Annotated in this window: 12 protein-coding genes and 1 pseudogene; 6 read left to right on the top strand and 7 right to left on the bottom strand. The window is 68.3% G+C overall.

The window, feature by feature from the left end; genetic code table 11:
• Positions 1 to 72 precede the first annotated feature (72 nt).
• The gene (locus tag SRB17_RS41010) at positions 73 to 2,316 is read left to right on the top strand and encodes an RICIN domain-containing protein (RefSeq protein WP_416237133.1); all 2,244 of its coding nucleotides are present in this window, start codon (positions 73 to 75) and stop codon (positions 2,314 to 2,316) included.
• A 120-nt stretch (positions 2,317 to 2,436) separates the two neighbouring features.
• On the opposite strand, the pseudogene SRB17_RS41005 reads toward SRB17_RS41010, so the two are convergent.
• Positions 2,437 to 3,079, bottom strand: a pseudogene (locus tag SRB17_RS41005) (FAD-dependent oxidoreductase); the annotation flags it as partial.
• The gene (locus SRB17_RS41000; RefSeq protein WP_153546719.1) at positions 3,069 to 3,296 is read right to left on the bottom strand and encodes a ferredoxin; all 228 of its coding nucleotides are present in this window, start codon (positions 3,294 to 3,296) and stop codon (positions 3,069 to 3,071) included. The gene SRB17_RS41000 and the pseudogene SRB17_RS41005, both read right to left, overlap by 11 nt.
• 392 nt (positions 3,297 to 3,688) lie before the next feature.
• Here SRB17_RS41000 and SRB17_RS40995 point away from each other — a divergent pair, with 392 nt between their 5' ends.
• Positions 3,689 to 5,647: a glycoside hydrolase family 15 protein gene (locus SRB17_RS40995; protein ID WP_153546717.1), complete on the top strand. Its 1,959-nt coding sequence runs from the start codon at positions 3,689 to 3,691 to the stop codon at positions 5,645 to 5,647.
• Positions 5,648 to 5,794: 147 nt separating this feature from the next.
• Here SRB17_RS40995 and SRB17_RS40990 read toward each other — a convergent pair whose 3' ends face one another.
• Complete coding sequence (locus SRB17_RS40990; protein WP_153546716.1) at positions 5,795 to 7,030, bottom strand: FUSC family protein; 1,236 nt, start codon at positions 7,028 to 7,030, stop codon at positions 5,795 to 5,797.
• Positions 7,031 to 7,524: 494 nt separating this feature from the next.
• On the opposite strand from SRB17_RS40990, the gene SRB17_RS40985 reads away from it, so the two are divergent.
• Positions 7,525 to 7,863 carry a hypothetical protein gene (locus SRB17_RS40985; protein ID WP_153546714.1) on the top strand — a complete coding sequence of 113 codons (339 nt, stop codon included), beginning with the start codon at positions 7,525 to 7,527 and terminating at the stop codon, positions 7,861 to 7,863.
• 363 nt (positions 7,864 to 8,226) lie between these two features.
• Here SRB17_RS40985 and SRB17_RS40980 read toward each other — a convergent pair whose 3' ends face one another.
• From SRB17_RS40980 to SRB17_RS40965, 4 genes are all read right to left on the bottom strand, one after another.
• Positions 8,227 to 8,367: a hypothetical protein gene (locus SRB17_RS40980; protein ID WP_153546713.1), complete on the bottom strand. Its 141-nt coding sequence runs from the start codon at positions 8,365 to 8,367 to the stop codon at positions 8,227 to 8,229.
• A 590-nt stretch (positions 8,368 to 8,957) separates the two neighbouring features.
• Positions 8,958 to 9,794 carry an enoyl-CoA hydratase/isomerase family protein gene (locus tag SRB17_RS40975; protein ID WP_153546711.1) on the bottom strand — a complete coding sequence of 279 codons (837 nt, stop codon included), beginning with the start codon at positions 9,792 to 9,794 and terminating at the stop codon, positions 8,958 to 8,960.
• Between the two features lie 366 nt (positions 9,795 to 10,160).
• The gene (locus tag SRB17_RS40970) at positions 10,161 to 11,054 is read right to left on the bottom strand and encodes an alpha/beta hydrolase (RefSeq protein WP_153546709.1); all 894 of its coding nucleotides are present in this window, start codon (positions 11,052 to 11,054) and stop codon (positions 10,161 to 10,163) included.
• 99 nt (positions 11,055 to 11,153) lie between these two features.
• Entirely contained in the window at positions 11,154 to 11,621 is a 468-nt protein-coding gene (locus tag SRB17_RS40965; RefSeq protein WP_153546707.1) for a winged helix-turn-helix transcriptional regulator, read from the bottom strand.
• A gap of 259 nt (positions 11,622 to 11,880) precedes the next feature.
• On the opposite strand from SRB17_RS40965, the gene SRB17_RS40960 reads away from it, so the two are divergent.
• The 3 genes from SRB17_RS40960 (at position 11,881) to SRB17_RS40950 (ending at position 13,896) form a co-directional block, all read left to right on the top strand.
• Complete coding sequence (locus SRB17_RS40960) at positions 11,881 to 12,282, top strand: tautomerase family protein (RefSeq protein WP_153546706.1); 402 nt, start codon at positions 11,881 to 11,883, stop codon at positions 12,280 to 12,282.
• Between the two features lie 114 nt (positions 12,283 to 12,396).
• Positions 12,397 to 13,005 carry an AraC family transcriptional regulator gene (locus SRB17_RS40955; protein WP_153546704.1) on the top strand — a complete coding sequence of 203 codons (609 nt, stop codon included), beginning with the start codon at positions 12,397 to 12,399 and terminating at the stop codon, positions 13,003 to 13,005.
• Positions 13,006 to 13,176: 171 nt separating this feature from the next.
• On the top strand, positions 13,177 to 13,896 hold the full coding sequence (locus SRB17_RS40950) for a hypothetical protein (RefSeq protein ID WP_153546702.1): 720 nt from the start codon (positions 13,177 to 13,179) through the stop codon (positions 13,894 to 13,896).
• The last annotated feature ends 144 nt before the right edge of the window (positions 13,897 to 14,040 follow it).

Genomic DNA, 14,040 nt, shown 5'->3' with positions numbered 1-14,040 from the left:
TATTGACGGCTTGTCGGGTGGCGCCTAACGTCCGATCAACATCTCGCCCCCGCAGGCGCCTAGGAGACACGCGTGACCAACGTTCTCGCTGTGCTCGTCCGAGCCCACCCTCATCGCAGACGCACCACCGCCCTCACGGCGGCGCTCCTGCTGCCGGCCGCCGCCGGCATCGCGCTGGTCTCTGCCCCGAGCGCCAGTGCCGCGACCATCCCCACCGCCCCCACCACCGTCGTCAACGCGAACAGCGGCAAGTGTGTCGACGCGCGTGCCGCTGCCACCGGTAACGGCACCGCTGTGCAGCAGTACACCTGCAACGGCACCGGCGCCCAGTCCTGGCAGTTCACCGCGACCGACAGCGGCTACTACCGGATCGGTGTGGCCTCCGCGCCGAACCAAGTGTGGGACGAGACCGACGTCTCCACCGCCGACGGCGCGCTGACGCAGTTGTGGCTCTACGGCGGCGGCGCCAACCAGCAGTGGCTGCCGGTCGCCGAGGCCTCCGGGACGTACCACTTCGTCAACCGCAACAGCGGCAAGTGCCTCGATGTGCCGTCCGCGTCCACCGCCGACGGCGTCCAACTGCAGCAGTACACCTGCAACGGCACCGCCGCCCAGTCCTTCACGCTCACCGGCGGCGTCACTCCGCCGCCCAACACCCCCGACTTCGGCCCCAACGTCACGGTGTTCGATCCGTCGATGCCGATGTCCACCATCCAGGCGCAGATCAACTCCGTCTACAGTGCCCAGCAGAACAACGAGTTCGGCACCCAGCGCAACGCCCTGCTGTTCACTCCCGGCACGTACAACGTCGACATACCCGTCGGCTACTACACCCAGGTCTCTGGACTGGGACTGTCACCGGACCAGGTGTCGATCACCGGCGGCGGTGTGCACGTCGAGGGGCACACCAGCGACGGCAACGCCACCCAGAACTTCTGGCGGGACGTCGAGAACATGTCGGTGAGCCCCAGTTCGGGCAGCACCATGTGGGCCGTCTCGCAGGCCGATCCGTTCCGGCGCATGGACGTGCACGGCAGCATGAAGCTGTGGGACGACACCCACGGCACCAGCACCAACTGGTCCAGCGGCGGCTACATCGGCGACTCGCGGGTCTCCGGCCAGATCAACTCCGGGACCCAGCAGCAGTTCCTCACCCAGGACACCGCCATGAACGGCGGCTGGACCGGGCACAACTGGAACATGGTCTTCGTCAGCGACACCGGCGCCCCGGCGAGCAGCTTCCCCAACCCGCAGTACACCACCGTCGCACAGAGCCCCGTGATGCGCGAAAAGCCGTTCCTCTACGTCGACAGCTCGGGCAACTGGCAGGTGTTCGTCCCGTCCGTACGCACCGATGTGCAGGGGCCGGACTGGACCAACGGCACCGCTCCGGGCACCTCACTGCCGATCAGCGAGTTCTACATCGTCAAGCCCGGTGACACCGCCACGACGATCAACAACGCGCTCGCCGCCGGCAAGAACCTGATCGTCACGCCGGGTGTCTACCACCTGTCCGCCCCACTGAACATCACCCGCCCCGACACGGTGGTCCTGGGACTGGGTCTGGCCACCCTCGTGCCGGACAACGGCGTCACGGCGATCACCACGTCGGACGTCGACGGCATCGACATCGCGGGGCTGCTGATCAGCGCGAACACCACCAACTCCAGCATACTGATGCAGGTCGGTCCGGCCGGCTCGACCGCCGGCCACACCACCGACCCCATCGTGCTGCACGACGTGTTCTTCCGGATCGGCGGCGACCTCGCCGGTAAGGCCACCCAGACACTGGTGGTCAACAGCAACGACGTTGTCGGCGACGACCTGTGGCTGTGGCGGGCGGACCACACCAACGGCGTGGGCTGGACGACCAACCCGGCCGTCAACGGACTGATCGTCAACGGCAACAACGTCACCATGTACGGCCTGGCGGTCGAGCATTACCAGAAGTACCAGACCACGTGGAACGGCAACGGCGGCCGCACGTACTTCTACCAGAGCGAAACCCCCTACGACGTGCCCGACCAGTCCAGCTGGACCACCAGCGGTGGCGATCTCGGCTACGCCTCCTACAAGGTCGCCAACTCAGTGACCTCACACGAGGCATGGGGCGTGGGTGTCTACGCCTACCTCCGCGACAACCCCTCCGTCGTACTCGGCCATGCCATCGAGGTGCCCACCACGTCCGCCGTGAAGTTCCACAGCATGGTCACCACGGTCCTGGGCGGCGACGGCACCATCAACCACATCATCGACAACACCGGCAACCAGGTCACGCCCAGCAGCAACGTGGCCTACCTGGTGGGCTACCCGTAAGTACGGCACAGATCTGGCGGCACACAGGAAGTGGACTTGGAGGGCCCGGGCGGTGAGACTGCCCGGGCCCTCCCGACAAGCCGTGGCTAGACCTTCTGCAGGGCGAAGCCCGACGTCGTCGTCTCTCCCTTGATCGTGCTGCAGCCGGGCCGCCACCGCAGCGAGCACCCCGCCGAGGACGCCGACCAGGGGTGCCGGGCCGCGTTCGACGACCGTCACCTCCAGGCCGCGCTCCCGGCAGACGGAGGCGATCTCGGAGCCCGTGAAACCGGCGCCGATCACCAGCGTCCGACGTGGGCTGGAGGCGAGTTTCCGGCACAGCCGTGCGGAGTCGTCGCGGGTACGCAGCACGAAAACCCCGTCCAGAGCCGCCTGTTCTGGATGGAACCAGGGCCGGGCCCTGGTACCGGTGGTGATCAGCAGTCGGTCGTAGGGCACGGTGTCGCCGTCCGTCAGGATCACCTGCCTGGCGTTTCGGTCCAGGCCCGCGGCGGCCACGCCCAGACGCCATTCGGCGTCGATGTCACGCCTACGCGGCAGCGCGGTCGCCTCGGCGTCCTCCAACCCCAGCAGCACCTGCTTGGACAGCGGGGGCCGGTCGTACGGCTCGTACGGCTCGTACGGCTCGTCACCGATCAGGGTGAGCGACCCGGTGAAGCCCCGGTCGCGCAGCCTCCGCCGCGCGCAGTCCGGCCAGCGAGGCACCGACGACGACGATGCGTCCCTCCCGCCGGAGGGCCTCGGCACCGGTGTCAGCCGACACGGCCCTCCACCCCCTTCGTCGGTTCGTCGGAGAAGTCGGCGAGAATGGCCTGGACCGGGCAGGCGGCCACGGCTTGTTCCACCTGGTCACGCAGTGCCTCGTCGAAGCGGGAGGTGTAGAGCAGCGCCTCCTCGCCGTGAAGAGTGAAGACGTCCAGGGCGAGGAAGGCGCACTTCGCGAATCCCTGACACCGGTTGAGATCGACGACAAGCCTCATCTGAACCCCGCTCCCTCACTCGGGCCACGAAGTCCGCAGGTCACGCAGCCCTGTGCGTTCGGTTCACTCGAACGGTCGGCATGCCTCCTCTACAGGATCAGCTCGGCGGGAGGGCCACGCAACGCGGGAGCAGCGCGGCATCACCGTGAACGTGAGCAGCTGGGGGACGAGCACCGCCCCCGTGTCTGCGGTGTCCAGCCCCGCCGAGCACTCCGTCCCCGCAGGACATCGTCACCGTAGGTACCGGGCCCGCAGATGCTCCGCTTCCAGGAGTGATGCGAAGCCTGCGCACGCCGGGCAGTCTGGAGGTGGGGCGCGTGGCATGCCCTCAAGTCGCATGGTCGCTAGCGACGGCGGCATCGCTGACGCCAGGCACGTCGGGAAGAGACCCCATGAACGAGCATCCGCTGATCGAAGACCACGGACTCATCGGTGACCTGCACACGGCCGCCCTGGTGTCCACCGAGGGAACGATCGACTGGTTCTGCAGCCCACGATTCGACTCACCGAGCATCTTCGCAGCACTGCTCGACGGTGACAGCGGCGGTCACTGGACGATCACTCCCCAGGCGCCGACGTATGCGACCAAGCAGCTCTACTACCCGGACACCTGTGTGCTGCTCACCAGATTCATGACCGAGCAAGGCGTCGGCTCAGTCGTGGATTTCATGCCTCCTGCCTCGCCACGCAGTCCGACGAACAAGCACCGGCTGGTCCGCATGCTGCGCTGCACGCGCGGCGAGATCTCGTTCGACATCGAGATCGCCCCGCGGTTCGACTACGCGCGGCAACCGCATGAGGTCACGTCGTCCATGGGCGGCTGGCATTTCGCCGGCCGGGACGCGGACTTGACCATCCACGTGGTGGACACACTCGACGACGAGCGCCTGGACGACCGAAGAATCCACGCAGGAAAAGCGGTCATGTCCATAAGGCTGCGAGCCGGTATGACCCGCGGCCTCGTGTTGGAGACGTTCGCCGACGGTCCGCCCCGCATCGTTCCGCCGGAAGAATGCGAGCGCCTTCTGGAGGACACCATCGCCTTCTGGCACAGCTGGCTGGCGCATTCGCGCTACACCGGACGGTGGCGGGAGACGATCAACCGCTCTGCCATGACGCTCAAACTGATGACATATGCCCCGTCCGGGGCCATGGTCGCGGCCCCGACCACCAGCCTGCCTGAACAGGTCGGAGGCGAGCGCAACTGGGACTATCGCTACGCCTGGGTGCGTGATGCCTCCCTGTCCCTGCACGCGCTGCTCGGACTGGGATTCACCGACGAGGCCATGGCGTTCACCGAGTGGCTGGGCGACCGCGTACAGGAGGCCGCCGGATCGGGCGGGCACCCTCTCAAGGTCATGTACCGCGTCGACGGCTCCTCCGACCTGGCGGAGCAGACTCTCGGGCACTGGGAGGGCTACCGGTCCTCAGCTCCGGTGCGGGTCGGTAACGGTGCCGCTGACCAGTTGCAGCTCGACATCTACGGATCGGCGCTCGAGTGCCTCCATTTCGCCGACCTGCGCGGTCTGCCGGCGACCTGCCGCATCTGGGAGGCACTGATCAACACGGTGGACTGGGTGTGCGAGAACTGGGACCGTCCCGAAGCCGGCATCTGGGAAACGCGGGGCGGTGACAAGGACTTCACCTATGGGCGGCTCATGAGCTGGATCGCGTTGGACCGGGCCGTCCGTATGGCCGCCCGGAGCGGCCGCCCCGGTGAGGTGCAGCGCTGGACCAGGCAACGCGACGCCATCTACTGGCAGATCCTGCAGCGGGGTTGGAGTGAGGAGCGTGCCGCGTTCACCCAGTACCTGGGAAGCGAGGTCCTGGACTCCGCGCTGCTGCGGATGCCCGCGGTAGGGTTCATCCCCCCGCAGGACCCGCGGTGGCTCTCGACCCTGGACGCGATCAAGAAAGATCTCGTGTCCGACGGCCTCGTGTACCGGTACGACCCCTCTGCCTCTCCGGACGGGCTGCGCGGGTCCGAAGGCACTTTCTCGGCGTGCACGTTCTGGTACGTCGAGGCCCTCGCCCGCGCCGGCCATCTGAGTGAGGGGCGATTCGTCTTCGAGAAGATGCTCACCTACGCCAATCATCTCGGTCTGTACTCCGAGGAAATCGGACTGACCGGCGAGCAACTCGGCAACTTCCCGCAGGCGTTGACCCACCTCGCCCTCGTCTCCGCCGCACTGAGCCTGGATGCCCATCTCGACGCCGCCGTACCAGGTTTCCCTCCCACCTCACCGGTCCCGGTTCCCTATCTCTACGCACAACCGATGACGGCGCAGGCCGGAGGTCCGCCGGTCACGCCGGCCACCCCGTATCCGTCGGACCACATCATCCGCAGATGAGTGCATCAACCTGTCCAACCGCATAGGCATCGCGGGCATCGGTCTCGTCTCGTCCCGGAAACGCCGGACATCCGACCGTGCGTCCAGGCGCACAGACGACCTGCCGGCACGGAGAGCCATGGCCATGGCGGCCGGCGGGCCTGAGGCTCACGCTGCCGTGTGACGACCGGGGCGGTGGCGGGAGGCGATGGTGGCGGTCAGGGCCTCGACGGCGTCGACGGTCGCGGCGCTCAGGGCGACGGCCCGGCCGGTCGCAGCGCTTCCGGAGCCGTCCGACCTCTCGGCCGGCAGACCGGAGCGGGCGGTGAAGGAGTCGTACACCGACCGCAACGCCCCCGGGGCCACGGTCTCAGCTCCGGCGGCGGCGCGGGCCAGGGCGGTGAGGTGTTCGTGCAGCGGATCGGCCAGTTCGGTCAGCTCCGGCACGATTTCCTGCGAGGTACGCGGCAGGTGTTCGCCCAGCAGGGTGGCACATCCGGCGACCCTGGAGACCTGAGCCCTGATCCGCTCCAGCTGCGTACTCGTCCAGGGCCTGCGGTGCCCGGCGGGTTCGGCGTGCGACTGCTCCACCGCGGCCTCCATGTGCTCCCGGACCTGCCGTGACCGCGCCCGCAGCGCGTCGACAGCTGCCAGGTCGGTCGCCCCGACGTCGGCGTAGCCGGTCAGCAGCTCGGGCAGCAGCCGGTCCTGCACCCGCAGCCACTCCGCGAGCAGGCCCGGCAGCCGCCGGGTGGACCACGTCGGCCAGACCAGGAAGATGAGTATCGCCAGCACCGCGCCGACCACCGTGTCGGCGGCCCGCGCCCACGCCGTGGGCCCGGGCAGCCCGCCGACGTGGTGGATCAGGAAGACGATCCAGGTGGTCAGCCACAGGTTGAGCATCAGCTGCCCGGTCCGCAACGTCGCGAACGACGCCGCGGCCAGCACCACCGACGCGACCGCAAGGCCGGCGGGCGACCAGTGCGGCAAGGAGAGCACCCAGGCGAAGAGGCCGCCCAGCACGGCCCCGGTCGCCCGTCCCCAGCCGCGGGCCATGGTGTGCCCGTACCCGGGGAAGAGCACCAGCATGGTGGTCAGGGCCACCCAGAAGCCGCGCGCGGAGATGCCCAGCCCGCCCCAGCCGCCGATCGACCGGCCGATGACCTCGGCGAGCACCACGCCCACGGCGAGCCGCACCGCGTGGCGGAAGATCGGTGACTGGAGATGCAGCTGCGCCGGGATCCGCCGGGCGGTGCGTGCCACGGAGGGGGTGCCCGCGTACAGGCCCGGCACCTCGGTGTGAGGTTCCAGCACATCGCCGACGCGGCCCTCCGTCGAGCGCCGGGCCAGTTGCTCGGCCAGCCGCAGCCGTGCAGTCAGGTCGCGCGGGGCGCGTACGGGCAAGTCGTCCGCCGCCGATTCCAGGACGGCCCAGACCTCCCCCGGGGGTGCGGTGCTCGCGGCCTGTGGCCACCGTGCGGGAGATGTTCCCCAGCACTTGAGCGGGGCCGACCAGGACCTTCTGGTTCCCGGCCGCTGCCGCCGCGGATGCCGTGACCCGTACGGTGTGCAGCGCGCGGCGGATGCGCTCAGCCTCGCCCAGCAGTCCGAACATGGCCGCCGCGGCCGGCCGGCTGAACTGCGGCAGCAGGTCCAGGGCGTGCCGGGTCGCCGTGAACGGAGCGGCCTCGCTCACGGCGTCGGACCCGGCAGCGACCGAGGCCTCGGCGAGTGACTGGTACAGGGCGGCAAGAGCACGGCGCTGGGAGGCGAACCGCGGACCGTACGGCGGGAGCAACCGCACCACGACGACGAGACCGGTCCCGACCGCGATCCACCTGGCCATCACCAGGCCGCCGTGCACGTCGGGGGCGAGATCAGCCGTGATCATCAGCACGATGACCGCGAGGCAGCCCCGGATGCCGGGCGCGACGCCCACCGTTCGCCACAGCCCGACCACGAACGCCGCGCCCGCGAGCAGCAGCAGGAACAACCAGGTGGTGCCGTGCACCAGGGCCCCCAGCACCGCCATGGCGCTGAAGGCCGCCGCCATCCCGACCGCGTTCACCACCGGGTGCCGCAGCGGGCTCAGCAGCGTACCGATGCCGCAGATGAACGCACCGACGCTGGCCATGGCCCCGGCCAGCGGGTCGTCCAGCAGCAGCCCGAGGACGGTGGCGAGCAGCACCGCCGGTACGGCCCGCACGATCGCCGACGGGGCCGCGAACGCACGTTGAATGCGCAGTCCGTCCCGGCCGATCGTGATCAGCGACGACCACCAGCGCATGTCCGGGCCTCCTCAACGGCATGGCCCCGCACACACGCGCTGATCCTCTGCCGGCCCCGGCCTGGCTGCCACTCGCTGGACCCGGACCGAACCGGTGCTCAACCGGGTCCGGGCTGGCTGAGATGGAGTTGACTTCTCGCCCACTCGTGACTGGCATGGCGGACAGCCTCGTGGCCCGCTTCACCGGCAATCGCCGGCAGCCCGGCACCCGAGATCCCGCAATAACCGGTCGGCCGCTGGGGCCAGCGTCGATCTCCTTGCTTCCCGGGCACACGACGGCGTTCATGGACGAGCATGGGCCCCGCGCTGCTGGTTAGCGCGGGGCCCATAGTGGGCGGTCCTTCAGACGGGCGGCCCTGGCCTGGGGGCATGCGGACGTGAGCATCTCGTTGTTCACGTCGATGATCTGACCAGGCTTCCAGTTGGTGACGACCTCCCGGCTGCAGTTGGTCATCGCCTCGACGTACCCGGCAGCCGGGCCTGATGAAATGCCGGCTGCATCATCCGCCGCTGCTCACGTTGCCCTGCATACGCAGTGGTGATCACGCCGGTAGCCAGCAGCTGGCGGGCCGTCTTTTGGATCTTTCCACCCTTGTCATAGGTACGGGGATCTTGGAGCATCCGGTGCACAAGCTCGTGGTGGCACACGCGCGGGTATCGAACCGAGCCGGAGACGGACGAGGTCACCGTGGCCGGGAAGGTTACGGAAGAAGCCGAGCGGGTTCCGCACGAGCTGCGGGGCGTGCCCCACGGCCGAGAGCGAGCCGGGTGCGATACCCAGGGTGTATCGGACGTCTGCACGGTCGGGATCGGTCACCGCGTCCTCCAGCGACGAGACGGAAAGGGCGCGGACGTCCAGCGTTCGACGCACACGACGGATCGCCGACCTCACCGTTCGCAGCGCCTGCGCCAACCTTGGCGCTGACCGGCTGGTTCGGGCCGGCGGCGAAGATGAGGCCAGCAGGATCCTGCGTCTAGCCTGTGTGTGGTCACCACATTCGCCGAGAAGGTGTTAATTCTGCGACGAGGCAGCCGCTGGCGCTGTCAGCCAGGGAACTCCGCCACGGCCGTGCCGAGGTCGCGTTCGAGATCACCAGGCGTCTGGAGGCCCCGGTTCGCGAGGTAGTCCAGGCGTTCGCGGCTTTCGGGCAGTGCGACCAGGCTGAGGAACGTGGCCGAGTCGGAGCGGACGTTCGCCGGGTGTGGCAGGGTGAGATCGTTGATCGCGCGTTTGGCGGCCTTGACCCCCGCGGGTGGGAATCCGGCGATGCGCTTGGCCAGGTGCTCGACGAAGCCGTCCAGTTCGGCGTCGGGCAGGGCGCGGTTGATCCAGCCGTAGCGCTCTGCGAGGTCGGCGTCGAAGTCGTCGGCGCCGGTGATGGCCTCGATGGCACGTGTTCTGCCGAGCCGCCGGGTCAGGTGCTGGATTCCGCCGGCGCCGGGCAGGGCGCCGGTGCCGGACTCGAACTGCCCGAAGACGGCGTTCTCGCGCGCGGCGAAGATCATGTCGCAGGCCAGGGCGAGTTCGTTGCCGCCACCGCGGGCCCTGCCGCGCACCTTGGCGATGGTGATCACCGGGACGTGCGCCAGCTTGTACAGGAACATGCCGAGCGAAGCGTCTCCGGGGCCACCGGCCTTGGCGGCTTCTGCGGTGTACTGCGGGATCGCCGTGAGGTCCACGTGCGCCGAGAAGAATTCGGGTGAGGCGCTGTCGATGACGACGACCCGCAGGTCGCCAGGGTCGGTGTGCAGCTTGTCGACGAGTGAGACGAGGTCACGGACGAGGTCGACACCGATGAGGTTGAGGGGGCCGGCGTCGAGGGTGGCGAATAGGACACCGGTCTCCTCTCGGGTCCGAATCGACGAGTAGGCGAAGCTCATAATCTTTCCTTTGGGGTGGGGGTGAGGGGTGAGAAAGAGAGCTGTGACGGGGCGGAGGTTCTACTGGAACCACTCCAGGGCCGCGGAGCGCCGGGCCTCGTCCAGAAGCCGGTCAGCTCCCACGGGACGATGTCACCGCCGGAGTTGAAATTCGGGCCTTCGCTGACCAGGAGGCCCGCTGGGGCGCTGCTGCGGCCGAGGGCGCTCGGCGCCTCGGCGAGTTCATGGCCATCTGCTGGACGATGCGGTTCTGCGGCGCACTGCGAACCACCAGCGTGGCGAGGCTGTCGTCGCTGAGACAGCACAGATGGAGCATGGTTCTTCCTCGATCGTGTGGGGACGCCGGGGAAGGGGTGCGTTCGCCTGTCAGGCGAGGTGCTCACGGAACCAGGCGCGGGCGGCGTCGCTCGCCTGATCGAACTGGCTGGTGTACGGGTCGAAGTGGCCGCCTGGGATCAGCTGCAGACGCTTGGGTTCGAGGGCACGTTCGTAGGCGGCGAGCGCCAGGTCGGTCACGGTGACCGCGTCGCCCAGGGCGACCACCATGAGCAGGGGCGTGGGCGAGACCCGCGTGACCCAGATCCCGGGCTCGTACATGCGCGCAGCGCGGGTTGAACGGACCGTGACCTTGTTCTCCCACACGCCGTCCGGTGTGGGCTGCAGGTAGAAGTCGATGGCCTCCTGTGATCGGTAGGAGGCGGGCACCGCCGGATCGCTGCTGACGATGGCCACGGTGTAGGGGGCCTCTCCGCGGAACCGGGCCCGCTCGTCCTCTGCGAAGGACTCCTCGAGGCCCGCCACGGCGTCCGGTGCCACGCGGCGCAGACCCTGCTCGTACCCGCTGATGGTCGGTACCTGGGAGACCACGGCGCGCAGCCGACGGTCGGTCGCACCCAGTACGATCGCGTGGCCCCCGGCATAGCTGCTCCCCCACAAGCCGATGCGGTCGGCGTCGACCTCCGGCCGGCTCTCCAGGTAGGAGATGGCCCGCCGCCAGTCGGCGATCTGCTGCCAGGGGTCGACGTCCTGCCGGGGCTCGCCGTCGCTGGCCCCGAAGGTGCGGTGGTCGTGCACCAGGACGACGAATCCGTCCTCGGCGAAGGCTCGCGCGAAGGGCTCCAGGCCGTGTTCCTTCACTCCCGCATAGCCGTGGGCCATGGTGATCGCTGGGTGCGGGCCCGGGCCGTCCGGCAGGAACAGCCATCCGCGAAGCGTGACTGCGCCGTCGGCTTCGAACTCGACATCCTTGCGCTCGATCATGGAAACCTCTCAAGTGGAACAGGATGCAGCCCTGCTGGAACGATCAGCCTCCGTGACGCCGCGCTCTGTCGCGGTAGGCCGGGATCGGGGTTGACTGCGTCATGTGGACAGCCGGACGGCGCCGGGGCCGAGGGTCGGCTCCACCTCGGAACCGGCGACCTCGTGGCCGCACGAGCAGCGCAGCTCGACGTGGACGTGGCCGCCGCAGCCGGAATGGCGCAGCACCACCGGCGCGGCCGCAGGGTCGCCGAGGTGGGTGTCGCCGTACTGGAGCAGCGCGGCCAGGACCCATTGCAGGTCGTGGGCGCGGCCGGTGAGGTGGTACTCATGGCGCGAGCGCTGGCCGGCCTCCTGGTAGCTCCGGCGTTCCAGCAGGCCGGCGTCGACCAGTTGCCGAAGGCGCTCGGTGAGGGCCCTGCGGGAGATCCCGAGGTGCTCGGCTATCTCGTCGAATCGATGCAGTCCCGCGAAGACCTCGCGAAGGATGAGCAGGGTCCATCGCTCGCCGACCAGGCTCAGTGTCGCGGCGACGCTGCAGTTGTCCAAATCAAGTTCTCGCCACTCCATGATGACAGCGTACCTCTTGAGTTCCGTTTTGGAACTCAGCCTTGACGCCCCCTGGGTTCCAGATAGAGACTTAGAGAGTCCGCGCCGGCCCACGGATCTTCTTCGGTGGGTGGTCAGAAGCCTGATCAGCTCCGCTTCGGCTGTGCAGGGAGCGCGAGCAGCCTCTCCACCCCCGTGTCTTCCCTCCCCCACTGCGGCCGGAATCGATCAATCCCCCCCGACTGCACGAGCCGACATCGCAAGCCCCGAGGAGCAACTCATGCCCGTCTTCAATGCCCACATCCCCGCCAACCGTTTCTCCTCGGAACAGAAGCGTGTTCTCGCCGATGCGCTGAACCAGTCACTGGTCCAGGCCCTCGGGATACCCGAGGGCGACCGGTTCATCATGATCAGTGAGCACGGCGAGAACGAACTCTTCCTGGACCCGACGTTCATGGGCATGCAGCGCAGCAGCGACGCCATGATCATCACGCTTCAGCTCGGGGCCCACCGACCTCTGGAGGACAAGCGGGCTGTGGCGGCGGCCATCAACAAACTGGTGGTCGAGGCACTCGGCGTCTCGCCCGACGACATCTTCATCGCGTTGATTCCGGTCCCGAACGAGAACTTCTCCTTCGGCCGCGGCGAACTCCAACTTGCCGACAGCGCCCCACGCTGGTGAGCCACGGCCGCATGGTGGGTTGCCGCACCGGGGCCATCCGCTGACCGGGCGCTCGCCCCGGACCGGCACGCCAGGGAAGAGTGCAGATCCGACGCCGTGCTTGAAGGAGATGCGATGCAGGTAGCCGTGGTCACCTTCGACGGGTTCAACGAACTCGACAGCTTCATCGCGTCCGCGCTGATCAACCGATGCCGCAAGGGCGGCCTGGAAGCCTTCATCACCACGCCGACGCCGGTGGTCACGTCGATGAACGGCGTCGAGGTGACGGGGCAGCGCCCCATGCAGTTCGTGACCGACGCCGAGGTCGTGCTGATCGGCAGTGGCGTGAAGACGCGAGACGTGGTCGCCGACGACCGGCTGATCTCCCGGCTGCCGCTCGACTCTTCGCGACAACTGATCGGTGCGCAATGCTCCGGCGCGCTGGTGCTTGCCCGGCTCGGACTGCTGGACGGCGTGCCGGCCTGCACGGACATGAAGAGCCGGCCCTTTGTTGAAGCCTGCGACGTGACCGTGTTGGACGCGCCGTTCCACGCCGAGGGAAACATCGCCACGACAGGAGGCTGTCTGGCGTCCCAGTACCTCGCCACCTGGGTGATCACCCGCATGCTCGGGGAGGACGCCGCGCGCGACGCCATCGGCTACGTTGCTTCGGTCGGTGAAAACCAGGAGACCGTCGAGCGCTCCCTGCGCGCCGTCCACACGGGCGCGGTCGCACCGCGCTGACGTCCCGCGCTCAGTCTCGGCACAATGAATATCCATCCTCTTGAAGCCGTATGGTCACGGCAGGAGATGTGAGGTGGCGGTCGTTGGTCACGGGCGGTTGCGGGAGTTCAAGCTCTCGTCTGCCGCTTCGGTGATCAAGGGCCAACGGATGCCGCGCCTCAGGAGACCTACATGAATGAACTACTCACCGAGGCGATCGAAGCCCACGGCGGGAACACACGCTGGCGCCGGCTGACCCAGGCGCGAGCCACCCTTGTCAGCGGCGGTCATCTGTTCGCCGTGAAAGGCTTGCCGCAGGATCCCGCGCCCCGCGAGATGACCGTTCACCTCCACAAGCAGCACGCCTCGGTCAGACCCTTCGGCGCCCCTGACCAGGAGACCGACTTCACGCCCGGACGTGTGAGTATCGACAAGCTCGACGGGCGAGTGGTGGCCGAACGCGAGGACCCACGGTCGTCCTTCAGCGGCCACACTTTGGAGACCCCCTGGGACGCACTGGACCGCGCCTACTTCAACGGTTACGCCCTGTGGACCTACCTCACCACGCCGTTCCTGCTGGCCATGCCCGGATTCACGGTCACCGAGATCGAGCCGTGGCGGGAAGGGGACGAACTGTGGCGAGGACTGCGCGCCACGTTCCCACCCGGGATCGCCAGCCACAGCACCCACCAGGACTTCTACTTCGGCCCCGACCGGCTGCTGCGCCGACACGACTACCACGTCGATGTGGCAGGCGGATTCGCCGCCGCGCAGTACGTCTACGACTGCGTGGACGCGGACGGCATCGCGCTGCCCACCAAGCGCCGGGCCTACCGCCGCGACGCCGACGGCTACCCCGTCCTCGATCAGGTCATGGTGTCCATCGACCTCAGCGACGTCCACTTCAGCTGACAGCAAGGCGCCGCCGGTGGCGGTACAGCAGCGAAGTCTCTGTAGAGCTATGGATCGGATGCTGTCACACGTCTGTCACCAACTACGCCGACTCCCCCGGACCGCGATGCCCTGACCTGCTATTACGCACACGCCCTGGACTGA

This window comes from Streptomyces sp. RB17 (assembly GCF_009604455.1).
In the GTDB taxonomy this organism is placed as follows: domain Bacteria; phylum Actinomycetota; class Actinomycetes; order Streptomycetales; family Streptomycetaceae; genus Streptomyces.
Note: the sequence above shows the minus strand (reverse complement) of the source record. Positions and strands in the feature narration are given on the sequence as shown.

Excerpts from the sequence above, each read along its gene's own strand:
- SRB17_RS41000 (WP_153546719.1), bottom strand. The coding sequence starts at position 3,296 with ATGAGGCTTGTCGTCGATCTCAACCGGTGTCAGGGATTCGCGAAGTGC.
- SRB17_RS40995 (WP_153546717.1), top strand. The coding sequence starts at position 3,689 with ATGAACGAGCATCCGCTGATCGAAGACCACGGACTCATCGGTGACCTG.
- SRB17_RS40985 (WP_153546714.1), top strand. The coding sequence starts at position 7,525 with ATGACCGCGAGGCAGCCCCGGATGCCGGGCGCGACGCCCACCGTTCGC.
- SRB17_RS40980 (WP_153546713.1), bottom strand. The coding sequence starts at position 8,367 with ATGACCAACTGCAGCCGGGAGGTCGTCACCAACTGGAAGCCTGGTCAG.
- SRB17_RS40975 (WP_153546711.1), bottom strand. The coding sequence starts at position 9,794 with ATGAGCTTCGCCTACTCGTCGATTCGGACCCGAGAGGAGACCGGTGTC.
- SRB17_RS40970 (WP_153546709.1), bottom strand. The coding sequence starts at position 11,054 with ATGATCGAGCGCAAGGATGTCGAGTTCGAAGCCGACGGCGCAGTCACG.
- SRB17_RS40965 (WP_153546707.1), bottom strand. The coding sequence starts at position 11,621 with ATGGAGTGGCGAGAACTTGATTTGGACAACTGCAGCGTCGCCGCGACA.
- SRB17_RS40960 (WP_153546706.1), top strand. The coding sequence starts at position 11,881 with ATGCCCGTCTTCAATGCCCACATCCCCGCCAACCGTTTCTCCTCGGAA.
- SRB17_RS40955 (WP_153546704.1), top strand. The coding sequence starts at position 12,397 with ATGCAGGTAGCCGTGGTCACCTTCGACGGGTTCAACGAACTCGACAGC.
- SRB17_RS40950 (WP_153546702.1), top strand. The coding sequence starts at position 13,177 with ATGAATGAACTACTCACCGAGGCGATCGAAGCCCACGGCGGGAACACA.